The sequence below is a fragment of the Azospirillum sp. B510 genome (assembly GCF_000010725.1).
Taxonomy (GTDB): Bacteria; Pseudomonadota; Alphaproteobacteria; order Azospirillales; family Azospirillaceae; genus Azospirillum; species Azospirillum lipoferum_B.
This window is the reverse complement of record NC_013854.1, coordinates 613948-636560: the sequence shown is the minus strand read 5'-3', so window position 1 is coordinate 636560 and position 22613 is coordinate 613948. Positions and strand designations below refer to the sequence as shown.

Below are 22613 nucleotides of genomic sequence, written 5' to 3'. Positions count from 1 at the left end.
TGACGGCATTGAACTGGAGGCACGAAGCTAACATTCTCGCGTGTTTGCTACAGAGCTTCCAGATCATAGGCTGAAAACACTATCTGTTGGGAAAATCCTCTTTTCCCCTAATATCGAACGAATTTCTCAGAGGCATCGATGAATCCTTCAGAGAAAATGGCACTAATCGATAAAATTGGAAGGGAGCTTCAGTCAAAATTTACATTCAGAGAAATTGATATATTTCTTTCCGAGTATGGCATCGCTCCTCCCAAAGACGTAATGGTAAATAGCAAGTGGGTTTATTCAAAGAGCGCCCTGCGAGGAATATCTGACGCCGTTCTATTGAAGCTATCGAAAGATCTTAACATAGAAGGATCAATTCACGCGGGCAATCAAAATACCATGAAAATCATCCACAAAAGAGAAAAGCCATACTACTCAGTACGGACAGGAAAAAATCCCCTTTCGCACGGACTTGATTTAAATTCAGTTATAACTTTGTTTAAAAGTTTGTATTTGTCTCTTGAATTAGAAGGATATTTTCAGGAAAATCTTGGATTTTATTGCGTTGATACAGGATTTAATCATGGGCTTCTAGGAGATGATATTGAAGCCATCATACTGATCGAATTAAGAAAAAGAAATATGACTCCAATAAGTCAGATGATAAACAGCTACTCTGAAGATGATCTGTTTGATATTATTGAATTCTTATACGATAATTGCTCAAAGCCGATTGATCGAACGTACCACAGTTATTCTGATTGCGGATGGCACTGTAGTACTTTTGACAGAACTCAAGGTCGACAAGAGTTTAGAGAAAAAGCGAATAAAATACTTAATTTATACGGCGCAGGTTATGAACTTTCTATTGGGGGCGAAATTCTAACACTCCCAGAATCTGGCTTGGAGGGCCTTTTCAGTGCTTCGCTTCCAACAGCAACCCCAAGGAATATTACAGAAAGGATAGAATCAGCTCAGATAAAATTCCGAAGATCCCGCTCATCAATGAACGATCGTCGCGACGCCATCAGAGATCTTGCTGACGTTCTAGAGTACCTCAGGCCAAAGCTAAAAGAAGTTCTTCATAAGAAAGATGAGGCATCATTATTTGAGATAGCAAACAGGTTCGGAATCCGGCACCACGATGAGAAACAACAGGAAGACTATGACAAGCCAATATTCTATAGCTGGATATTCTATTATTATCTAGCAACAATTCACGCATCCATTCGCCTAATAGAAAAGAGCGAAAATTCGAGCGAAAAATAAAGAGAATCAGCCCTCTCCTTGCTCAAAGATAAAGGAGAGGGCTGATATCGTCACCGCCCGGCGACGCTGAGGTCCATCACCGACATCGGGTCCAGCGCCTTGTCGACCTGACCCTCGGACTGCCAGAACTTCACCTGATTGACGATGTCGTCCACCAGCAGGCGGGCCTGCGGATCGACATAGGGCAGGCCGGCGGCGGCGATGTCCGGCTTCTGCTTGGTCGCGTCGGCGATGATGGTCAGCAGCTCGTCATAGCCGGGGCCCTTCACCAGAGCGCCGGACGCGTCCTTGCCATTGAAGGCGGCGTGGTATTCGGCCAGCGCCGTCTTGTAGGCGCGGACGAACTTTTCCACCAGCGGACGGCGGTCCTTCATCGTCTTGGGCGCGGTGAACAGGGCGCCGAGCTGCCAGGGCGTCTCGTCGCCGACCCAGCCCAGCATCTTGCCGGCGCCGTCGGCCACCAGCTGCCGTGACACGGTGGACGGCGCGATGATGGCGTCGACCTGCCCGCCCCTGAAGGCGGCGACCATCTTCGGCACGTCCTGCAACGGCACCATGGTGACGTCCTTGACGGTGAAGCCGTGCTTCTTCGCCAGCAGACCGATCATGTAATGGAAGGTCGAACCGACGGTGGTGATGGCGATCCGCTTGCCCTTCAGGTCGGCCGGCGACTTCAGCCCGGCGTCATAGGCGGCGTTGGTCGCGAGATAGGCGCTCAAGGGGAAGCCCGGCTCGTCGCGGCTCTGCGCGGCGATGATGGTGACCGCCCCTTTCGAGGCGAGGTTGTAGAAGCCGGCAGTCAGGCCGGTGACGCCGAAATCGACATCGCCCGAGGTCACGGCGACCGGCACCTGCTGGGCCGAGGTGAACATCTTCAGCTCGACGTCCAGCCCTTCCTTCGCGAAATAGCCCTTGGCCTTGGCGATGAAGATCGGCCCGGAGGAGGACAGCGCCAGCACCCCGACCGTCGCCTTCTCCAGCGGCTGCGCCAGCGCCGCGGACATCAGGGAGCTGGTGACCAAGGCGGCGCCGGCGGTGGCGATCAGGGCGCGCCGGGTGAGGCGGACGAGGGTCATGGACGGAAATCCTCCCGAGGATGCTCAAGGTTGTTCAGCATGCGGTCAGCGCCAGTTCAGCAGGCGCCGCTCCAGTTGCGACAGCACGGTACCGATGGCGAGCCCCAGCAGCGACAGCACCAGCACCCCGGCCAGCAGCGTGTCGGTCTGCATCAGGTTGCCGGCCATCAGCACGAAGGCGCCGATGCCGTATTCCGCGCCGATCATCTCCGCCGCCACCACCAGGATCAGCGCGATCGACGCGGTGATGCGGAAGCCGGCAAGGATGCCCGGCAGGGCGCCGGGCAACACGATGGAGCGCAGGATCGCCCGCCAGGGCAGGCCGAAGCTCTGCGCCATGCGGATCAGGTTGCGCGGCACCTGGTCGATGGCGCTGTAGGTGGCGATGACGGTGGGGAAGAAGACGCCGAAGCCGATGGTGGCGAATTTCGACGGCTCGCCGATGCCGAACCACAGGATGAACAGCGGCAAGAGCGCGATCTTCGGGATCGGGAAGAAGGCCGACACCAGCGGCACGCCGACCGCGCGGGCGGTGGAGAAGATGCCCATGGAAAAGCCGACCAGCATGCCGGCCGCCGTGCCCAGCACCCAGCCGACGGCGATGCGCGCCAGCGACGCCTTCAGGTTCAGCCACAGCGAGCCGTCCGCCACCATGCCGGCGAGCGCGCGGGCGACGGCGCTCGGCGGCGGCAGGAACAGCGGGCTGGCGAGGCCGAGGCGGCTCGCCCCCTCCCACAGTCCGATCAGCAGGGCGAAGGCGGCCAGCGCCGCCCAGGGATGGCGCTTCACCGTGAAGCCACCGCCGCGGAAACGGACGGGCTGGCCGATTGCGGAGACGGTGGGCGCGGTGGTGGGGTTCAGGCTGTCAGGCACGGGCGATCTCCCGGTCGGCCATCTGGGCTTCGGCCTTCATCAGGTGCCACAGGCGGTCGCGCACCTCGGCCAGATGGGCCTGGGCCGACGGCTCCCGTCGGCGCTCGCGCGGCTCCTCGATGGTGACCAGCTCGCGGATGCGGCCGGGGCGGCGGCTCAGCACGCAGACACGGTCGGCCAGCCGCAGCGCCTCGTCCAGATTGTGGGTGACGTAGAGGGCGGTGGTCTTCTCCCGCCGCCACAGCTCCAGGAAATCATCCATCAGCAGCTCGCGCGTCTGGGCGTCGAGCGCCGACAGCGGTTCGTCCAGCAGCAGCATCGCCGGGCGCACCGCCAACGCGCGGGCGATGCCGACCCGCTGGCGCATGCCGCCCGACAACTGCTTGGGCAGGGCCTTGCGGAACTCCCACAGCCCCATGCGGCGCAGGCCGCTGTCAATGCGCTCGCGCCGCTCGGCGGAGGAGAGCGGATGATGCTCCAGCACCAGGGCGATGTTGTCCTCCACACTGCGCCAGGGCAGCAGGGCGAAATCCTGGAAGATGAAGGTGATCGGGTTCAGGCAGCCGTCCGGCACCTCGCCCTCGACCCGGACCGAGCCGGAGGTCGGGGCGACGATGCCGCCGGCGATGCCGAGCAGCGTCGATTTCCCGCAGCCGCTGGGGCCGATCACGGCCAGGATTTCCCCCTCCGCCAAGGTCAGGTCGATGCCGTCCAGGACGGTCAGGTCGTCATAGCGGTGGGTCAGATTGGAAACGAGAAGCCTCATCACACCCTTTTGCGCCGGCATCCTTTTTCCGGGCCGGTTCGACTGTTCGTTGCGGCCGCCACTATAGCGCGGCGGTCCGGCGACGGAGAGGGGAAAGCCATTCCGCATCCCAGCCATACGGCAGTATGGCGCCGGCCGAAGGGCGTCAAGTCCTGTCGGCTTCGCGACAACGCTCGTCAAGCGATGCCGATCACGGCGCCGCCACCGGCCGGCGGTTCCAGCGCCCGCAAGACGGCGGCGCAACGGGCGACCGCGGCCTCCGCCAGGGCATGACGCTCGGCGAGGCCAGCCTCCTCGACCTCGTCAGGAGTCATCGCCTGCAACAGGATGCGCAGCGTGCGGACATAGGTGCGCAGCAGCGTGGCCTCCTCGGCATGATCGCCAAGCAGACCGGCCCGTCCGGCGGCGGAGAGGGCCGCAAGCTCGCCATCGAGGGAGGCCGCGGCCGTCTCGAGGACCTGGAGCGCCCGCGCCAGACGAACATGCTTCAAAATGACGATGTCGGCCATGCCCACCTCCCCTGCCGGCTGGAACGGCGGGGTAAAAGCAACGGGCGTGCCAGCGCCGCCAGTCGGCGCCACCACTCAGCGCCGCCGCATCGACGGATGCCAGGCCGTCGTCACCCGCTCCAGTAGAGCCAGCGCACCATAAAGGCCGGAGCCGGTCAGCGCCGCCACGGCGATGGTGGCCCAGACGATGTCGAGATTCATCCGCGCCACCTCGGTGGAGATGCGGAATCCCATGCCGACCACCGGCGTGCCGAAGAACTCGGCGACGATGGCTCCGATCAGCGCCAGGGTGGAATTGATCTTCAACCCGTTGAACAGGAAGGGCAACGCGTTGGGCAGCCTCAGCTTGACCAGCGTCGTGCCATAGCCGGCGCCGTAGGAGCGCATCAGGTCGAGCTGGATGCGCTCCGAATTGCCGAGACCCGCCAGCGTGTTGATCAACATGGGAAAGAAGGTCATCACCACGATGACGGCGGCCTTGGACTGCCAGTCGAAGCCGAACCACATCACCATGATCGGCGCGATGCCCACCACGGGAATGGCGCTGGCGAGATTGCCGAGCGGCAGCAATCCACGGGCAAGAAAGGGCACACGGTCGGCAAGGATTGCCACCAGGAAGCCCGCGCCGCAGCCCATCACAGAGCCGCGCAGGACGGAGGTCAGCACGGTCTGGCGGAAATCGTCCCACAGCACCGGGGCGTTGGCGGCCAGCGCCAAGGCGATGCGGCTGGGCGGCGGCAGCAGGATCGCCGGCACCTGAAAACCGCGGACCAGCACCTCCCACCCCACCAGCAGGCCCAGCCCGAACAGGCCGGGCACGATGACGGAGCGTGTCCAGCCCGGCACGCCGGCCAGCACCCCCATCACCCGCCATAAAAGCAGCGTCGCCGCCAGCAGGAACAGCCAGAGCCCCCAATCGGCCGACAGATCCAGCCCCTCATTCAGCAGATGCGGCGGCAGCAGCCAGGCCAGCGCCACGCCGGCCAGCTCCACCCAGGCGCCCCAGACCCGCTTCGGCGCCGACGCGCCGGCGACGACGGCCAGCACCGCCCCGATCAGGAACAGCGGCGCCATGGTTCCGCCGAACCAGCTGACGGAGGCGCCAGCCTGGACGCCCAACGGCAGGGCCAATGCGGCCAGCGCCGGCAGGGCGATGGCGACCAGCCCCCAATCGACGGCCGTGCGCAGGCTGGTGCGGTAGGGATTCCTCGTCGGATCGTTCGCCAAACCGCTCATCGCGCCCCCGCCCGGCCCAGCAGGACCAGCTCCAACCCGCGCACCACGGCGATCAGAGCCACCGACAACAGCGATGCCATGATCAGCGCCGCCCAGATCTGCACGGTCTGGCCGTAATAGGACCCCGACAGCAGCCGCGCCCCCAGCCCGGCCTGCCCGCCGGTCGGCAATTCGCCGACGATGGCGCCGACCACGCTGATGGCGACCGACACCTTGAGGCTGGCGAACAGGAAGGGCATGGAGGCCGGCAGCCGCAGCGACCAGAAGGCGCGCAGCCCGCTGGCCGAATAGGTGCGCATCAGGTCGAGCCACAGCGGATCGGCCGAGCGCAGCCCCTTCACCATGCCGACGGTGATCGGGAAGAAGCACAGATACATGCAGATCACCGCCTTCGGCAGCAGCCCGGTCAGCCCGACGTTGCCGAGAATGACGACGATCATCGGCGCGATGGCCAGGATCGGCACGGTCTGCGAGGCGATGACCCAGGGCAGCAGGCTGGCCTCCAGCGTGCGGGTGTGGACGATGCCGGCGGCCAGCAGGATGCCCAGCACCAACCCCATCGCCAGCCCGGTCAACGCCGCCTCCGCCGTCACCCAGGCATGGAACAGCAGGTTGCGCGGGCTGGTCGGGGCGTAGCCGGTCAGCGAACTCCACAGCTCCATCAGAACCTGATCGGGGGTGGGCAGGATCGGCCGCTTCATCGCATAGGCCTGGGCCAGCACATCCGCGAAGCCGGCGGGCTTGTCGGCGCGGGCCAGCGTCTCCGCCGCCTGCGGCCAGTTCAGCCACGCCGCCCCGCCATACCACGCCGCCAGCAGCAGCAGCGTCATCACCGTCACCGGAAGCGCCCGCCTAATCATCGTAGCTGTGCCCTTGCTTCAGCCCTTCACGGACGCGGTGGGCGATGGCGGCGAATTCCGGCGATTCGCGGATGTCGAGCGTGCGCTCGCGCGGCAGGCTGGCGCAGTCGATGACGTCGAGGATGCGGCCGGGGCGCGGGCTCATCACCACGATGCGGGTGGAAAGGAACACCGCCTCGGCGATCGAATGGGTGACGAAGACGCAGGTCTTGCCGGTCGCCCGCCACAGCTGGGTCAGATGCAGGTTCAGATGGTCGCGGGTGATCTCGTCGAGCGCGCCGAAGGGTTCGTCCATCAGCAGCAGGTCGGGCTGGAGCGCCAGGGCACGGGCGATGGAAACCCGCTGCTGCATGCCGCCCGACAGCTGCCAGGGAAACTTGCGCTCGAAGCCCGACAGGCCGACCCGCTCCAGCTGTTCGCGGGCGCGGGCCTGGCGCTCGGCACGCGCCACCCCCATGATCTCCAGCGGCAGCATGACGTTGCGTTCCACCGTCCGCCAGGGATAGAGCGCCGGAGCCTGGAAGACGTAGCCGTAGAGCCGCTTCAGCCGCGCCTGTTCCGGCGTCATCCCCTCGATGGCGATGCTGCCGGAGGTCGGGCGCTCCAGATCGGCGATCACGCGCAGCAGGGTGGTCTTGCCGCAGCCGCTGGGACCGATCAGCGACACGAAATCGCCGCGCGCGATGGTCAGGTCGACCTCGCTCAGCGCGGTGACCGGCTTGTCCGCGGTGGCATAGACCAGCGACAGCTTGCGCGCCCTAACCACAACGTCGGCCACAATGTCGGCCACGGCCATGACGTCAGCCGGGCTCGGCATTTGCCGGGACGCGCTCGCCCCCCGGACATCTTGCGGATTTGGGGAGGTCACGGGCGGCGGTCCCTCGCAACGGGTCGGTCTTGTCGGTTAGGTCGGAAATCATCCCGACCGCAAACTATCACCGCCCCGGTTCCGGCACCAGGGTTGCGGACAGGCGAAAGAACTGGACGGCCGGCACCCTGCCGGAACAGGATCACGCCCGCTTCCTGCAACTCCCCCGCGACATGTCCGCAACCAAGCCACCCCCCAGCCTCGAGATCACCCGTGAGGACGGCGTCGCCGGCGCCGTGTTCGTGGCGAGGCCGGTGATGATCCCGACGATCCGCACCCGCTATCTGCTGGTCGCCGGACTGCTGGCGACCGGTTTCATCGCCGGAGCCGGGCTGGCGCCCGACCAACTGTCCAGCATGCTGCAATGGCTCGCCGTCTTCTGCGCGGTGCCGGTGCTGCTGCTGTGGGTGGTGATGCTGACCGACACGGTCCGCCGCCGCGCCGTACGGCTGGGCGTGACCGAACGCGGACTGACGGTGGACGGCGCCCGCATCCATCCCCATGAGACGATCCGGGACCTGGCGCTCTATCCGATGGTCGGCGGCAAGCCGCTGTTCGTCGCCTGGATCGATCCGACGCGCGATTACGGCCACAAGGCGGAGATGAAGCTGGTCACCGGCAGCGTGGCGCCCAACGACGCGGTGAAGGCGGAGTTGAAAGCCGCCGGCAGCCGCAACGTGCGGCTGGTCATGCATCGGCGCGGCGGACGAAGGGCGATCGTGCTGGTGCGCGGCCTGAGCCTGTCGGGAGGCCAGACCCTGCTGGCCTCCCTGGCGGCGGAGCTTCGCGCCCATGGCCGCTAGATCGAAAAGCGGTGATCAGCGACGCGGAATGGCCGGCGGCTCCGGCAGATCCTCTTCCAGGATGACGACGTTCAGGGCGTAGGACACCTCGCCCTCGTCCTCGTCACGGTTCAGCGTGCCGAAGAACTCGCCATCCACCGTCACTTCGGCCGACTGGCCGGCCTTGGCCGGCGGCTCGATCACGATCTTGGGGTTGCCCAGCGTCTTGCGCAGATACATCTGCACGCGGGCGATTTCGGTGTCGGACATCCGGACGACGGACGGCTTGGCGGGCGGCATGGCGAACCTCGTTGTCTGCGAAGGACCGTCATATAAGCGGCTTCGCCGCGGAGGGAAAGCGATACATCGCGACATCCCGGCGTTGTGATCCGGCGGCCCGTCGTCCGCGCGGGGTAACGCCGCCTCGGCCCACGCTCCGAATGAGCGGGCTTCCCGGCTGGCGGAACAGGCTATGCTCCCGGCGACGGCACGCCCCCGCCAACCGGCGCCGCACGGGACCACGCCCTGGCTGGAGGCCGCCGCGAAGACGAAGGAAGCAACGCCGTGACGACGACCGCGACCCCGACCGCCAGCCAGCCAGTCCATTGCTCCGGCAGCCATGCCGCCCAACGCCGGCGACGGCTTGGGGCGACCGTCCTGACGGCGGCGCTGCTGACCGCTTCGCTGTCCGCCATCCCCTCCGCCGGTGCGCTGGCGGAGGGCGGCAAACGTGTGGCGCTCATCATCGACAATGGACGCTACGCCAGCCTCGACAGCCGGCCGGACCAGACCGCCGCCAACGCCGCGACCATGGCGTCGGCCCTGCGCGGCGCCGGCTTCGCGGTGGCGCGGGCCGACAATGTCGGGCGTGTCGCCATGGAATCGGCGCTGGAGCGCTTCCGCGAGACGCTGTCCGGAGCGGAACTCGGTTTCGTCTACTACACCGGCCTCGCCGTCGGGCTGGGGGAGCGGGAGTTTCTGCTTCCCACCGACGCCGCCCCCGCCGGGGCCGAGGATCTGCCGCGCAGCGCCCTGGATCTCGACACTCTGTTGAGCGACCTGCGGGACAGCGGCCGCAAGATCGTGGTGGTGATCGACCCAAGCGTCGCCGAAACCCTGGCCCAACGGGTCGGCGGCGGCGCGCTGGGCACGCCGATGGAGGCAGAGGGCCTGTTCGTCGTCTACGCCCATCGCCCCGGCGCGCCGCCGGTGCCGACCAAATCGGGGAAGACCCCCGACCCTTTCACCGCCGCGCTGGCGCGTGAGATGGTCAAGCCCGGCGTCGCCTTCCGTGACTCGCTGGCCGAGGTGGCGCGCGCGGTCGCCGAACGCAGCGATGGCCGGCAACTGCCCTGGCTACAGGACCGGCTGGGCGCTTCCCTCGTGCTGGTGCCGGCCGCCGCCCCCGCCGGCGCCCCTGCCGTCACCAAGACGCCGGCCACGACCGCGACGAAGGAGCCGCCGGCAGTAACCGGCGCCAGCCTGCCGCCCGGCGATTATGAAATGGCGAGACCGGGCGTCCTGTTCGACCGGCCGGCCGTGGGGGCGCAAGGTGTCGCGCAGCTGGCCGCCGGCAGCACCGTGACGGTGCTGGAGGCCGTGCCGAATGGCAGCTGGCTGCATGTACGCGATGCGTCGAAGCGGACCGGCTATCTCACCGCGGGTGCGCTGACCGCCCGCTGGACCGACCCGACGCCGCTCGCCGCCCGCGCCCGCGGCCCGGTGGAGACCAGCCCTTCCTTCGGCAGCTCCGATCCGATCGGGACCGAACAGCCGCGCGGCTTTCCCGACATGCCCTCCGGTACCGGGCCATCGGAGACCGGGCCATCCGGCACCACCATGCCGGGGAGCCCGGCGGTGGAGGCGGAACAGCGGGCGGCGCGGGCGGCCGGCGACGCCCGCACCGCCGCGGAACGGGCGCGCGGCCGCCCCGACAGCCGCTATTGGAGCTACGGCTTCTCCGGCGGCGACCGTTATGAGGGGACCTGGGCCCAGCCCTCGTCGAACTCGGGGCTCGGCCGGCCGATCCGGGAGGGGGCGGGGGTCTACCGGTTCGTCAGCGGCCAGACCTATGAGGGGGAGTGGTCGGGCGACCTGATGTCCGGCTATGGCGTGATGACCTTCACCGACGGCAGCCGCTTCGCCGGACGCTTCAGCAACGGCCAGCCCGACGGGCCGGGCGTCTTCCATTATGGCACCGGCGGACAGAGCGCCGGGCTGTGGCGCGGCTCCGTCCGCCTGGACCAGTGAGACCGCCGGCCGTCTGGAGGGCGGACACCCGTCAGCGCGGCTTCAGCGCCTCGACCACCTGGACATGCCCTTGCAGCGCGCCCAGCGTCAGGGCGGAATTCCCGTTGGCGTCCATGCGATAGGGGTTGGCGCCGCTGTCGAGCAGCAGCTTCGCCACCGCCTCGTGACCGTTGTTGGCGGCATACATCAGCGCCGACCAGCCGAAGGCGGTGGCGCGGTCCACCATCACCCCGCGCTGGATCAGCGTGCGGGCCACATCCTCATGTCCACGGGCCGCGGCGGCCATCAGCGCGGTCTTGCCGTCGCTGTTGGTGGTGTCGAGGTCGGCGCCGCCATCGGCAAGCGCGCGAACGACGGCGTCATGGCCCTCCCAGGCGGCATACATCACCGCCGTTGCGCCGTCGGAGGTGCGCAGGTCGGTGCGGGCATGACGGTCCAGCAGCACGCGCACCGCATCCGGCAACCCCTGCTCGGCGGCGAGCATCAGCAGGGTCTTGCCGCTGTCCACCCTTGTGTCGGCGCTGGCGCCGGCCTGGAGCGCGCGCGACAGGTCCGCCGGGTTGCGCAGCAGGGCCAGCACCGAGTCGCGGTCGCCCAGACCGGGAGTGGCCTTCACCGGCGCCGCGGGGGCACCGGCGCCGGTCCCCGTGGAAGCTCCGCCGGAGGGGCCCTCATAGACCCGCTGTTCGCTCGCCGCGCGGATCCGTTCGGCCAGATCGGCACTGTCGGGCATGATCATCTGCGCCCGCTCGTAGAAGCGTTTCGTCTCCGACCAGTCGCCGTCGCGCTCCGCCTGCATCGCCCAGCGGCGATAGATATCCGTCATGGCGGTCAGCAACTCCGCCGCCTCCGGTGCCGACGGGGCGATCTGCCGGATGCGCTGCACCGTCTCGTAGGCGTTGTCGCCGGGGGGGGTGGTCAGGCGCTTGCCGGCGATCTGGCGGCGGGCCTGATCGGCCATCGCGCGCACGCGCTGGAGGGTGTCGGCGTCGGGGACCGCGGCACGCGGCGCGGCGGGAAGCGCGGCGCTTGCCGACGGATCCTCCAGCGGTGGCAGCGACGCCACGCCCGGCGCCGCTTCGGTGTTGCCCGGCGAGGCGGCGGGCTTGGCGGCGGCCAATGGCTGTGGCTGTGGCTGCGGCGCGGTCTCGACCGGAGCGGCCGCTACCGGGGCAGTGGCCGGGGATATAGCCGGCACTGCCGGCGACGTCGCCGCGGTCGCGACCGTCCGCGTGTTCACAGCGGTGGCCTGCGGCGCGACGGGCTGGCCGACCGGAGCGGCGGAGGCGGGCGGGGTATCGGCGGCCTGCCGCCCGGCGACAGGGGCCTTGCCGCCGGTCACATCCCGCAGGGTCCGCTCGACCGCATCGCGGGTATGGCTCCATCCATCCTCGATCATCGACAGGGCGCGGTCGGTCGTGCCTCCCGGCATCGCGGTCAGGATCGCCGCTCCGGCGGCCCCCAGCAGGACCAGCGTGGTCAGCGCCGCTCCGGCAAGGAGCGCGGCCCGACGCGGCGCCCGCATGCCCGGCTCCGGCCCCCGGTCGAAATCCTGGTCGAAAGTCCCATGACCCACGGTCCCGTGGTCGCCATGTCCACGGCCGCCGTCAGGATGGGCCATGTCCGGAGCGGTGACTGTCGCGGCCTCACGCTCGCTCCAACGCTCCTCCTCCTGATCCTGCCATCGCCCTGCGGGCCGGTCATTCGCTGGCGGGGTCTGGAGCGGGACGGCCATGACCGGCGCCGGACGGGGAGCCTCGCGCGCATCATCGGCACCGCCACCACCCGGTGCGAGCCGGTAGATCACGCCCGTGTCACGCAGCGCATCCGCCAGCCCGGCCCGCGCCAATGTCCCTTCCAGTTCGGGCGTGCCGCAGAGCAACACCTGCAGGAAGCGGCCGCTCGGCGTCTCCGCCCGCGTCAGTTCGACCAGATCGGCCAGCACCGGTGGCGCCAGCACGGCGGCATTGTCCACCGCCAGCAGCCCGGAACCGGCAAGCTCCAGCCGCTCCTCCAGCGCCGTGATCAGCCCGTCGAAATCGACCTCGACCCCATCCTCGCCTCCATTCTCACCGACGGCCAGATCGGGCAAGGCCCCGCTGCCGGCGGCACCGATCAGATCCTCCAGCTCCGCGCCGACCGACGCCATGACCGGCAACGCCATGGCGCCGTCCGCCGCGACATGATCGACCAGCTGGCGGAACAGCGCGGGCCGCCCCGACCCGGCATCGCCGACCAGCACCAGAAGCCTCTTGCGGGCAAGAAAGGCGAGAACCAGCCCATCGCGGCTCTCGACGGCCGTGGCGCCCACGGAGCCGCGGCCGGGGTTGGTGGCGGGATCGTGATGGCCCGGAGCGGCCCGCCGGGCGCGCGAAGACTGGTTCGGGGCAGAACGGTCCATGGACATCTCAAGACGCCGATCAGTGAAGGATGCGCTGTTGAGACTCTAGTGATGCGTCCCCCAAGCCCCGACGGGGCAAAGGTTGGTCGCCCGCTCTCTTCCGGCCCTCTCTTCCGGGGTGGGTGGACTGACCCTTCCGGTGTGGAAGCGGTCCTGGCCCACCGGACGGGCAGGCGGTATAGGATTGCCCCTGAATTCGGTCATTCGCTCATTCCCATCACCCGGACGGCGACAGTCATGCGAGTCGGAATCGATTTGGGCGGCACCAAGATCGCCGCCGTGGCGCTCGACCGGGACGGGGCGGAACTGGCCCGCGACCGCCGGCCAACCCCCCGCGGATATGACGAGACGCTGGAAGCGCTGGCGGAGACGGTGGCGGTCCTCGATCCGGCGGGACGCGGTGGTTTCGGCATCAGCCTGCCCGGCGTGGTCGATGCCGCCGCCGGACGGGTGCGCGCGGTCAACCTGCCCTGGCTGAACGGCCGGCCTTTCGCCGACGACGTGGCGCGGCGGATCGGCAGGCCGGTGCGGATCGCCAATGACGCCAACTGCTTCACCCTGTCGGAGGCGACGGATGGAGCGGCGGTGGGAGCCCCGGTGGTGTTCGGCGTCATTCTGGGCACCGGGGTCGGCGGCGGCATCGTGGTGGATGGCCGCATCCTGCCCGGCGCCAATGGGCTGGCCGGCGAATGGGGGCATGCCCCGCTTCCCTGGCGCGAGCCGGCGGACGGCCCCCCGGTTCCCTGCGGCTGCGGCAAGCCGGGTTGCCTGGAAACCGCGCTCTGCGGAGCCGGATTGTCGCGCCTGCACCGCCACCTGCATGGCGAGACCCTCGACCCGCCGGAGATCGCCGTCCGCGCCCTGGCCGGCGATGCCGCCGCGACGGCGACCCTGGCCCGCCATGCCGATGCGCTGGCCCGCGCCCTGGCCCCGGTGCTGAACCTGCTGGATCCGGATGTCGTCGTGGTCGGCGGCGGCCTGTCCGCCCTGCCCGGCCTGTGCGGGGCGGTGACCCGGCGATGGGGCTCCTGGGCCCTCGCGGCGACACCGCGCACCCGGATGGCGATCGCCCGCCATGGCGCGGAAAGCGGAATGCGGGGCGCCGCCCGCCTGTGGCCGGAGTGACGGGCGACCATTTCCCCACGTCATCCGCAACCAACGGTCACAAGGTGGCACGGGACTTGCGCATCGTCGGCAGGACCGAACGAGGGCACGCCCATGATGCGGAAAAAATTGGGGACACGGGCGACGGGCAACGGCGTCCATTTGCATTTTGCAAACCGGAACGCAACGCGGGGCGGCAAACCTGCGACCCGTTTGCATTCTGCAAATGAGGAGACCGCCCAAGCGGACGGCCGGGACGACCATTCCGACCAAACCGGCCCCTGCCGGCATCTGGAGCATGCCTGTGCCAGTCTTCAGAACGCCGCGGTCGAGCTGGAAACGCTTCTGGCGACCGTGCGCGGCGACGAGCAGGCGGACCTTCATGAAGCCATTGGCTCGATCATGGAGACCCTGCAACTGATCGCCTCGGCCCATGCCCGGCTGGAGCCGCCGATCGCCGCCGATTGATGGGGAGCCCCGCCGGCTGTCCCCATCAACCGCAGGCCGATCATCACCGGCGACATGGAAAAGGGCGACCCACAGGGGCCGCCCTTCCCATTCGTCCAATCACATCCACCCGATCGGTGGAGGCCTGTTCAATCGGTGATGGTCTGCCAGAAGAAGAAGGCGACGGCGAGGACCATGATGGCGATGTCCATGGGAAAGGCTCCTGTGGATGAGGACGGATCGGCGTTTCGCTTTGATCTATACGACAGTTCCGGCGCCAGGGGCAGCCCTTCCGTCCCCCTGCGGCGGTTTTTCGCTCCCGATCCGCCATCGCCTGCCGGCCCACGAAAAATTCCGGCGGACGGACCACCACCGCGATGGCAGGAGACTTGCCAAAGCCGCAGGCGACGTCGGCAGCGGCAGCCCCCCCGCCAAACCCCGGCGCCGGAGCGACAAAATCGCAGCGCTATGACCTTTGTCAGGGGTTGCCTTGCCAGGGGGATTTCTGGCAAGAAAAAGGCCGCTGAAGGCAGCGGCCTTGAGTTTAGGGAGGAAACGCCCAAGAAGGGCGAAGCAGCAATCGCTTGCTGCACTGCAACAGTACCAGAAGCCAGGGGCGCCGCAACCCCCAAAGCCGCCACTCCGGGCGTGCCAGCTTTTTTTTGGATATCTCCTGTTGCCTGTCAGCAACAGCAAAGCTGCGTTGTGCTCAAGGATGAGGCCATGGCCCCGCTCAACCTGTTATCCAGGCGTGGCGTGCCGGCACAGGCCAATTGCAGATCGGTCCGGATCAGCCGCCGCATCCCGATAGACAGCGGTGTCGAGGATTCAGCCTTGCCCATCTCCCCTCCATCCGCCTTTGCCGAGTTCGACGCGTTCATCGCATCTCTCGGCGGCCGGACTCCCGCCCTGTTCCTCGATTATGACGGCACGCTGGCCGCCATCGCGCCCCGGCCGGACCTGGCGGTGATGCCGGAGGAGGCGCGCGCGGTGGTGCGCCGTCTGTCGTCGCTCTGCCCGGTCGCGTTCGTCAGCGGTCGCGATCTCGACGACCTGACCGCGATGGTGGGGGTGGATGGGCTGGTTTACGCCGGCAGCCACGGCTTCGATCTGCGCGGTCCGCGGCTGCGCCGACAGGTGGGGGTGGAGTATGTCCCCGATCTCGACCTTGCGGAACGGCATCTGCGCGACCGGCTCGGCGACATCCCCGGTGCGCTGGTGGAGCGCAAGCGCTTCGGCATCGCCATCCACACCCGGCAGGTCGCGCCGCCGGAGAAGGCCCTGGTCGCCGACACCGTCCGCGCGGTGGTCGCAGCCCAGCCGCGCCTGCGCGTGACCGGCGGCAAGGAACTGTTCGAACTTCGCCCCAACCTGCCTTGGGACAAGGGTCGCGCCGTGCTCGCCCTGCTGGAGTCCCTGGGGCTGGATGGGAACGGCCATATGCCGGTCTATCTCGGCGACGATGAGACGGACGAGGACGCTTTCCGCGCATTGGCGGAGCGCGGCGGGCGTGGCGGGATCGGCATCCGGGTGATGGACAACCCCGCCGAGACGGCCGCGACCTGGAGCGTGACCGATCCGGCGGAGGCCACGGCCTTCCTCGGGCGGCTGGCCGACCGGTTGGCGGAGCGGCCGGCGGCGGCCTGAGCGGCCCTATTCACCAACCCTAAACCCTCACCCTCTATCCTGGCCGTTCAACCAGCCGGACGGCACGCCATGGATATCGGGTCCGCCACCACCGCCACGCCCTATCGGCCGCAGGCCAGCGCCCTCGACGGTTTGCAGGACGCCCAGGCCCGCGCCGAGGCGGCGTCCGAGCAGGTCGCGGCCGGCAACCTGGACCCGGCCGTGGTGGTGGACCTGACCTCCGCCCAGGTGGATTTCGCCGCGAACGCCAAGGTCCTGAAGGCGACGCAGGAGAACAGCCAGCGACTGCTCGACATGCTGGCCTAGGGCGCGATCGGTTCGGACGGAATCGTCTGAAGCGTGAATCGCATGGGAAATCAAGGTCAGCGGCGCTTGCCGGGGCCGTAGATCTTGGGCTGGGTGAAGTTCAGGTGGTCGAGCAGCCCCTGGCTGACGCAGCCATCGACCGGCAGCTTCGCCGCGCGCTGGTAGGAGCGGATCGCCGTACGGGTGCGCGAGCCCATCCTGCCATCCACCGGCCCGGCGTTGAAGCCATGCTCGTTCAGCGCCTCCTGCGCGCCGGTGAGGAAGGCCCGGCGCATCTCGTCGGGCAGGTTGTCGGAGTCGCAGGCGGCGAAGGCAGGGGTTGCCAGCAGCAGGGCACCGCAAAGGGCCGGAAGAAGAAGCCTGTTCATGGATCGGTTGCTCCGAATCGTTGGGATGGCAGCCTGTTGAAACAGCCAAGCCCAGCCTTTCATTCCAAAGACACCATGGGCCAAAGACGCCCAGAGGACTGCGCTCTCGAATCGAAAAGGGCGGCCGCAAGCGACCGCCCTCCCCTCCTTTCGACCCGTCAGCCCCCGGCGGCGTGCGCATCGTCGCTCTGCCCCTTGATCCGGGAGGCGAGCGCCGCCTCCAGGAAGGGATCGAGCGCACCGTCCAGCACCGCCTGGCTCTGCGAGGTCTCCACCTCCGTCCGCAGATCCTTCACCATCTGGTAGGGGTGCAGGACATAGGAGCGGATCTGGTGGCCCCAGCCGATGTCGGTCTTGGTGGCCTCCAGCGCCGCGGCGGCATCCTCGCGGATCTTCAGTTCCCGCTCATACAGGCGGGCGCGCAGCATGTCCCACGCCTTGGCGCGGTTCTTGTGCTGCGAGCGCTCCTGCTGGCAGCTCACCACGATGTTCGTCGGGATGTGCGTGATGCGCACCGCCGAGTCGGTCTTGTTGATGTGCTGGCCGCCGGCGCCCGACGCCCGGTAGGTGTCGATGCGGCAATCCTTCTCGTTGATCTCGATGTCGATCTTGTCGTCGATCACCGGGGAAATCGAGACGGCGGCGAAGCTGGTCTGGCGCCGCGCCTGGCTGTCGAACGGGCTGATGCGCACCAGACGGTGCACGCCGGCCTCGGTCTTCAGCCAACCATAGGCGTTGTGGCCCTTGATCTGCACCGTCGCGGACTTGATCCCGGCCTCTTCGCCCGGCGTCTCGTCCAGCCATTCGGTCTTGTAGCCGTGCTGCTCCGCCCAGCGGGTGTACATGCGCATCAGCATCAGCGCCCAATCCTGGGCCTCCGTGCCGCCGGCGCCGGCATTCACCTCGACGAAGCAATCATTGGCATCGGCCTCGCCCGACAGCAAGCTTTCGATCTGGAGCTTGTTGGCGCGGTCGCGCAGGCCGTAGAGCTGGGCCTCCGCATCGGCGACGACGGTGGCGTCCTCCTCCATCTCGCCCATCTCGATCAGTTCCAGGCTGTCGGACAGGTCACGCTCCAGCGCGCGGTAGCCGGCGACGGAGGTGTCGAGCTGGGTGCGCTCGCGCATGATGGTCTGGGCCCGCGCCGGATCGTCCCAAAGCTTGGGGTCCTCGGCGAGGTTGTTCAGTTCGTCGAGACGCCGCAGTGCATTGTCCCAGTCAAAGATGCCTCCTCAGCAGCGCCAGCGATTCTCTGATCTCGCCGGCGGCCGCTTCGATCTCGGCCCGCATGGCGGTGCCTCCTCGTCAGCCAGAGTTGAAAAATTCGTCGTCCGCATATGTAGCGGCTCCCTTCCCGCCTTGCACCCCCTTAATGACCCCGGCCGGACTCCCGCTCCGGGAAGGCTTGCCACTTTGGAGCATGGTCCAGCCCCCGCTTGAAGGCCCTATCCGTTCGGACCCATCGTCGCGGTTCATTTCAGAGTACGTCCCATATCCAGCGGCGCAACCCCACCGCGGCGGCGGGGAATCCCCGAAATCGAGGGTATCGTCGGCCTCGTTCCTCGCCTTTCTTGCGCGACCGCGCAGGGGGACTTTCCTGCGCGCCCCCACGGGGCCGGTTCCCCGCGCGGCCGCATCGACGCGCGACCATCTCCACCGGGGGCACGATGAGCTTCACCAGCCTGAACTTCCTGCTGTTCATCACCGTGTTCAGCGCCGGCTTCATGGCGCTGGCGCGCACGCACGCCTTCACACCCTTCCTGCTGGTCGCCAGCTATATCTTCTACGGCTATTGGGATTACCGGTTCTGCGCGCTGCTGGCGCTCAGCACCTTCATCGACTTCTATTGCGGGCTGAAGATCGCCGACTCGCCCGACCGCCGGACCAGGAAGCTGTACCTGTTCATCAGCCTGGGCGCCAACCTGGGCATGCTGTTCTTCTTCAAATACTATAATTTCTTCGCCGACAGCGCTGTGATCGCCTTGTCCTCGCTGGGGATGGAGGTCGGGCGGCGGACGCTGGACATCCTGCTGCCGGTCGGCATCTCCTTCTATACTTTCCAGAATCTCAGCTACGGCATCGACCTCTACAGCGGCGAGGTGAAGGAACCCGAACGCTCGCTGGTCCGCTACGCCACCTTCGTCGCCTTCTTCCCGCAACTGGTGGCCGGTCCGATCGTGCGGGCGCGCGACCTGCTGCCGCAAATCCAGCAGCGCCCGCGCGACATCCCGTTCGAGGAGCGTTTCGCCGGGCTGGAAAAGGTGATCTGGGGCTATTTCCTCAAGATCGGGCTGGCCGACAACGCCGCCGTGGTGGTCGATGCCCGTTTCCATCAGCCGGAGTTCTTCAACGCGCTCCAGCATGTGATCGGGCTTTTCTGCTTCTCCTTGCAGATCTATGGCGACTTCGCCGGCTATTCGCTAACCGGGAAAATTCATGAGGGTTGGCGGGTGTAGCGGCATCCGTTGAGCGGCCGTAGGATTTGGGTGCTGACGCCAACTCCTGCCGTTTCCGGAGCGCCCACCCGCCATGGTTGATCATACCCTGCCGCTGCCCGGCCTGTCACCCGTTGCTGGAAAGCCGGTGATCGGGCGCTTTGATGGCGGCCGCCTGTCCTCCGATGGCGGGCTGCTGGTGCTGCGGGAGGTGGCGAAGCGGCTGCGGATTGCCGATCGGCTGGCCGCCTGTATTGAGGACCCGCGCGATCCAACGCGCACCGTGCATTCGCTGGCCGACATCATCGGCTTTCGCCTGCTGGCCATCGCGGCGGGCTACGAGGACGGCAACGACGCCGGCAGCCTACGCTCCGACCCGCTGTTCAAGATGGCCCTGGAACGCCTGCCGTCCGAGCGTGACCTTTGCTCGCAAGCCACCATCTCGCGCCTGGAGAACCTGCCGGATACCCGCGCACTGCTGCGCATGGGCCGAGCCATGGTCGATCTCTACTGCGCGTCCTTTCGCCAGGTGCCCAAGCGCATCGTGCTGGATGTAGACGACACCTTCGACACGGTGCATGGCGGTCAGCAGTTGCGCCTGTTCAACGCCCATTATGACGAGTACGGCTTCCAGCCCATCGTTGTCTTCGACGGCAACGGCCGCTTTGTCACCGCTGTGCTGCGCCCAGCCAAGCGGCCCAAGGGGACGGAGATCCGGACCTTCCTGCGTCGCCTGCTCCGCGCCATTCGGGCAAACTGGCCCAAGACCGAGATCCTGCTGCGCGCCGACGGCCATTACGCCTGCCCGGAGGTGCTGGACTGGTGCGAGGCGGAGGGGCTCGACTACGTGCTCGGTCTGCCGACCAGCAGCACACTGCGCCGTCACGTCACCACGCTGGAGGCCAGCACCGCGGCGCGCTTCCAGGCCATGCCCGGAGCCGACAAGGTGCGCCGCTTCAAGGAATTCTATGACGGGGCCAGCACCTGGAGCCGGGTCCGCCGCATCGTCGCGCGCGTCGAGGCAGGAGACCAGGGCACCGACAGCCGCTTCATCGTCACCAACCTACGCCACGGCACGGGTCGCTGGCTGTATGCCGGCCTGTATTGCGCGAGGGGACAGGCGGAAAATCATATAAAAGCCTGGAAATCCCACCTTGCCGCAGACCGGACCTCCTGCACCAAGGCGACGGCCAACCAGTTCCGCCTGTTCCTGCACGCCGGGGCGTACTGGCTGCTGTGGAGCCTGCGCTCGCTGATGCCGAAACGCTCCCGCTGGCGCACGGTGCAATTCGACACCTTGCGGCTGCGCTTGGTGAAGACCGCCGCGCGTATCGTGGAGATGAAGACGCAGATCAAGGTGCACCTGCCGACCAGCGCGCCTGATCAGGCGATCATCCACCTCGCCCTCGGCCGCATGCCCCGGCTCATCTGCTGAGCACCGGGGCAGCGTGCCCCAGCCGTCACCCAATCCCCTCCACCACCAACTCCGACACCGTCACGCCGCCGTCAGCGCGGCGGCCGACGACGCGCGCCCATACAGCCCAACGTTGATCATCTCAACGCGGCGACCAGACCGCTCGCCACCCTGGTGAATAAAGGCGGCTAATCGCCATCGGGCTGGCGCAGATCTTCGGCTACACCATGTGCCAGAATTTCGCCCGGCCCTATTTCTCCACCGGCATGCGCGATTTCTGGCGCCGCTGGCACATCTCGCTGTCGAGCTGGTTCCGCGACTATGTCTATGTGCCGATGGGCGGCAGCCGCACGCGCTGGCTGCGCATCCGCAACGTCGTCATCACCATGCTGGTCTCCGGCCTATGGCACGGCGCCAACTGGACCTTCGTCCTGTGGGGGGCCTTGCATGGCGGGCTGATGCTGGTGGAGGACGGGCTGCGCCGGCTGGCCGCCCTCAGCCCCTGGCGCCTCGGCGGCCCGGTGCTGGCGGCCGGGCGGCTGGTGATGATCGGGCTGGTCTTCGCCGTGGTCACGCTGACCTGGCTGCCCTTCCGCGCCGACAATCTGCAAACGGTCTGGACCATCCTCGGCATCATCGCCCATGGCGATTTCGGCCTGCAACAGGGCAACCTCCAGGCCAGTTCGCTGGTCCGCGTCGCCGTCACCGGGCTGATCGTGCTGATGGTCGACGCGCTGGTCGAGCGCGGGGCGGGCCGGCGCTATGCCGGGACCAATGTGGTGGCCCGCTCGATGGCCTGTTCGGCCCTGATCCTGGTGATGCTGCTGTTCGGCAGCTTCGCCAACCACGCCTTCATCTATTTCCAGTTCTGACCGGACGGAGACCCCTCCCATGTACCGCCTTCTGGCTTGCATCGCGCTGATCCTGGCCACCGTCACGGCGATGGACCGGGTTCTGGCCTCGGCACTGGGCGATCTGCTGCTGCACTCCAGCGACCGCTTCATGGCGGTCTATCGCCTGGCGGAACCGGCACCACCCGCCACCATGCCGGCGCCAACCATGCCGGAGAAGCAGCCGGGCGCCCTGATGGTGAAGGCGGCCCTCACCGCGGAGCCGCGGCGGAGCGATGGGCCCGCCGACGTCCTGGTGCTCGGCAATTCGCGGGCGGACAACCATTTCCCGGTCTCCGCCCTGCAGGACATGACCTGCGGCCGGGCGTTGAATCTGGGGATGGGCGGGGCGCCGACCGTGCTGTCGGCCCTGTTGTGGGAGGATTATGTCGAGCGGCATGGTGCCCCGCGCCTGCTGGTGCTGGAGCCGACCGGCGTGGTCGACAGCCCGCACGACCTCGCCGACCTGCCGCTGCTGGCCCATTACTCGCCGCGCATCGACGCCTTCGTCCGGCGGGAGAACGAGGCGCTGTGGATGGCCAACCACGCCTTCCACCTGATGACCTTCAACAACAACCAGACCATGCGGCTGGTCGCCGGGTTGCTGAAACCCGCCGCCGACCGCACCCTGGTCGGCGCCATCCCCGAACCGCTGAAGGCCCAGCTGGCGGCGGCACCGGACGAGATGATGACCGCCGACGACGCCAACTGGCAGGCGCTGGACGGCGTCATCCGCAGCGCCCAGGCCAAAGGCACACGGGTGGCGGTGGTGATCACCCCCTATTTCCCGACCTATGCCCGCAAGCTGAGGAATTTCGACGCCTTCTTCGACGAGCTGAAGGGCCGGTTGCCCGCCGGCGTCACCGTGATCGACGCCCGCCGCGCCGTGGACAGGGACGAGCTGTTCATGGACGCCCTTCACGTCAACCAGGAAGGTGTCCGCGCGATGTTCGCAGCCTTGGAAGCCGATCTGCGCCCGCTCGGCGCCTGCCCGGTCGACGCCATGGCATCCCTGTCGGGGAGCCGGACGGCGGCGACACAGTGACGGCGGCGTGAAGGCGGCACGATGAGGAAGGGGCGCCCAAGGCCGGGCGCCCCTCTTTGATTTCCCGCCAGATTTCCCGCCG

22 protein-coding genes are annotated in these 22613 nt (G+C 67.3%); 11 read left to right on the top strand and 11 right to left on the bottom strand.

Features of this window, described 5'->3' with window-relative positions; genetic code table 11:
* Nucleotides 1–138: 138 nt before the first annotated feature.
* On the top strand, nt 139–1254 hold the full coding sequence (locus AZL_RS33970; RefSeq protein WP_197540146.1) for a hypothetical protein: 1116 nt from the start codon (nt 139–141) through the stop codon (nt 1252–1254).
* A 50-nt stretch (nt 1255–1304) separates the two neighbouring features.
* Here the strand turns inward: AZL_RS33970 and AZL_RS02915 are convergent, their stop codons facing one another.
* From AZL_RS02915 to AZL_RS02885, 7 genes are all read right to left on the bottom strand, one after another.
* On the bottom strand, nt 1305–2330 hold the full coding sequence (locus tag AZL_RS02915; RefSeq protein WP_012973179.1) for an ABC transporter substrate-binding protein: 1026 nt from the start codon (nt 2328–2330) through the stop codon (nt 1305–1307).
* A gap of 45 nt (nt 2331–2375) precedes the next feature.
* Nucleotides 2376–3203 (bottom strand): ABC transporter permease, encoded by an 828-nt coding sequence (locus AZL_RS02910; protein ID WP_012973178.1) that lies wholly within the window; start codon nt 3201–3203, stop codon nt 2376–2378.
* On the bottom strand, nt 3196–3969 hold the full coding sequence (locus AZL_RS02905; RefSeq protein WP_012973177.1) for an ABC transporter ATP-binding protein: 774 nt from the start codon (nt 3967–3969) through the stop codon (nt 3196–3198). Before AZL_RS02905 ends, AZL_RS02910 begins: the two co-directional genes overlap by 8 nt.
* A 176-nt stretch (nt 3970–4145) precedes the next feature.
* Nucleotides 4146–4478: a hypothetical protein gene (locus tag AZL_RS02900; RefSeq protein ID WP_148219174.1), complete on the bottom strand. Its 333-nt coding sequence runs from the start codon at nt 4476–4478 to the stop codon at nt 4146–4148.
* A 75-nt stretch (nt 4479–4553) separates the two neighbouring features.
* Complete coding sequence (locus AZL_RS02895; protein ID WP_012973175.1) at nt 4554–5471, bottom strand: ABC transporter permease; 918 nt, start codon at nt 5469–5471, stop codon at nt 4554–4556.
* 239 nt (nt 5472–5710) lie between these two features.
* Nucleotides 5711–6574: an ABC transporter permease gene (locus AZL_RS02890; RefSeq protein ID WP_012973174.1), complete on the bottom strand. Its 864-nt coding sequence runs from the start codon at nt 6572–6574 to the stop codon at nt 5711–5713.
* Nucleotides 6567–7370, bottom strand: a complete 804-nt coding sequence (locus tag AZL_RS02885; protein ID WP_012973173.1) for an ABC transporter ATP-binding protein — start codon at nt 7368–7370, stop codon at nt 6567–6569. Before AZL_RS02885 ends, AZL_RS02890 begins: the two co-directional genes overlap by 8 nt.
* Nucleotides 7371–7471: 101 nt before the next feature.
* On the opposite strand from AZL_RS02885, the gene AZL_RS02880 reads away from it, so the two are divergent.
* Complete coding sequence (locus AZL_RS02880) at nt 7472–8245, top strand: hypothetical protein (protein WP_247894257.1); 774 nt, start codon at nt 7472–7474, stop codon at nt 8243–8245.
* Between the two features lie 15 nt (nt 8246–8260).
* Here AZL_RS02880 and AZL_RS02875 read toward each other — a convergent pair whose 3' ends face one another.
* Nucleotides 8261–8524 (bottom strand): DUF3126 family protein, encoded by a 264-nt coding sequence (locus tag AZL_RS02875; RefSeq protein ID WP_085088058.1) that lies wholly within the window; start codon nt 8522–8524, stop codon nt 8261–8263.
* Nucleotides 8525–8788: 264 nt separating this feature from the next.
* On the opposite strand from AZL_RS02875, the gene AZL_RS02870 reads away from it, so the two are divergent.
* Complete coding sequence (locus AZL_RS02870) at nt 8789–10474, top strand: caspase family protein (protein WP_012973170.1); 1686 nt, start codon at nt 8789–8791, stop codon at nt 10472–10474.
* A gap of 31 nt (nt 10475–10505) precedes the next feature.
* On the opposite strand, the gene AZL_RS02865 is transcribed toward AZL_RS02870, so the two are convergent.
* Nucleotides 10506–12875 carry an ankyrin repeat domain-containing protein gene (locus AZL_RS02865; RefSeq protein ID WP_148219172.1) on the bottom strand — a complete coding sequence of 790 codons (2370 nt, stop codon included), beginning with the start codon at nt 12873–12875 and terminating at the stop codon, nt 10506–10508.
* A gap of 237 nt (nt 12876–13112) precedes the next feature.
* On the opposite strand from AZL_RS02865, the gene AZL_RS02860 reads away from it, so the two are divergent.
* The 4 genes from AZL_RS02860 to AZL_RS02845 all read left to right on the top strand — a co-directional run bounded on the left by AZL_RS02860 (nt 13113) and on the right by AZL_RS02845 (nt 16379).
* Nucleotides 13113–14000 carry an ROK family protein gene (locus AZL_RS02860; protein ID WP_012973168.1) on the top strand — a complete coding sequence of 296 codons (888 nt, stop codon included), beginning with the start codon at nt 13113–13115 and terminating at the stop codon, nt 13998–14000.
* A 93-nt stretch (nt 14001–14093) separates the two neighbouring features.
* Nucleotides 14094–14447 carry a hypothetical protein gene (locus AZL_RS02855; protein ID WP_012973167.1) on the top strand — a complete coding sequence of 118 codons (354 nt, stop codon included), beginning with the start codon at nt 14094–14096 and terminating at the stop codon, nt 14445–14447.
* A gap of 813 nt (nt 14448–15260) precedes the next feature.
* The gene (gene otsB, locus AZL_RS02850) at nt 15261–16073 is read left to right on the top strand and encodes a trehalose-phosphatase (protein WP_042443426.1); all 813 of its coding nucleotides are present in this window, start codon (nt 15261–15263) and stop codon (nt 16071–16073) included.
* A 69-nt stretch (nt 16074–16142) separates the two neighbouring features.
* Complete coding sequence (locus tag AZL_RS02845) at nt 16143–16379, top strand: hypothetical protein (RefSeq protein WP_012973165.1); 237 nt, start codon at nt 16143–16145, stop codon at nt 16377–16379.
* Between the two features lie 56 nt (nt 16380–16435).
* Here AZL_RS02845 and AZL_RS02840 read toward each other — a convergent pair whose 3' ends face one another.
* Nucleotides 16436–16747 (bottom strand): peptidoglycan-binding domain-containing protein, encoded by a 312-nt coding sequence (locus tag AZL_RS02840; protein ID WP_042442413.1) that lies wholly within the window; start codon nt 16745–16747, stop codon nt 16436–16438.
* Between the two features lie 158 nt (nt 16748–16905).
* Nucleotides 16906–18037, bottom strand: a protein-coding gene (prfB, locus tag AZL_RS02835; RefSeq protein WP_148219171.1) for a peptide chain release factor 2 whose coding sequence is annotated in 2 segments (ribosomal slippage) — nt 16906–17967 and nt 17969–18037 — 1131 coding nt in all. Because the reading frame shifts where the segments join, the coding sequence is not laid out codon by codon here.
* Nucleotides 18038–18414: 377 nt separating this feature from the next.
* Between prfB and AZL_RS02830 the strand changes: the two genes are divergently transcribed.
* From AZL_RS02830 to AZL_RS02815, 4 genes are all read left to right on the top strand, one after another.
* Nucleotides 18415–19203, top strand: a complete 789-nt coding sequence (locus tag AZL_RS02830; protein WP_012973162.1) for an MBOAT family O-acyltransferase — start codon at nt 18415–18417, stop codon at nt 19201–19203.
* Between the two features lie 73 nt (nt 19204–19276).
* Nucleotides 19277–20617, top strand: a complete 1341-nt coding sequence (locus tag AZL_RS02825) for an IS1380-like element ISAzs3 family transposase (RefSeq protein ID WP_012973088.1) — start codon at nt 19277–19279, stop codon at nt 20615–20617.
* A gap of 206 nt (nt 20618–20823) precedes the next feature.
* Nucleotides 20824–21468, top strand: coding sequence for an MBOAT family O-acyltransferase (locus tag AZL_RS02820; RefSeq protein ID WP_012973161.1), 645 nt, complete (start codon nt 20824–20826; stop codon nt 21466–21468).
* 19 nt (nt 21469–21487) lie between these two features.
* Entirely contained in the window at nt 21488–22531 is a 1044-nt protein-coding gene (locus tag AZL_RS02815) for a hypothetical protein (protein WP_012973160.1), read from the top strand.
* The last annotated feature ends 82 nt before the right edge of the window (nt 22532–22613 follow it).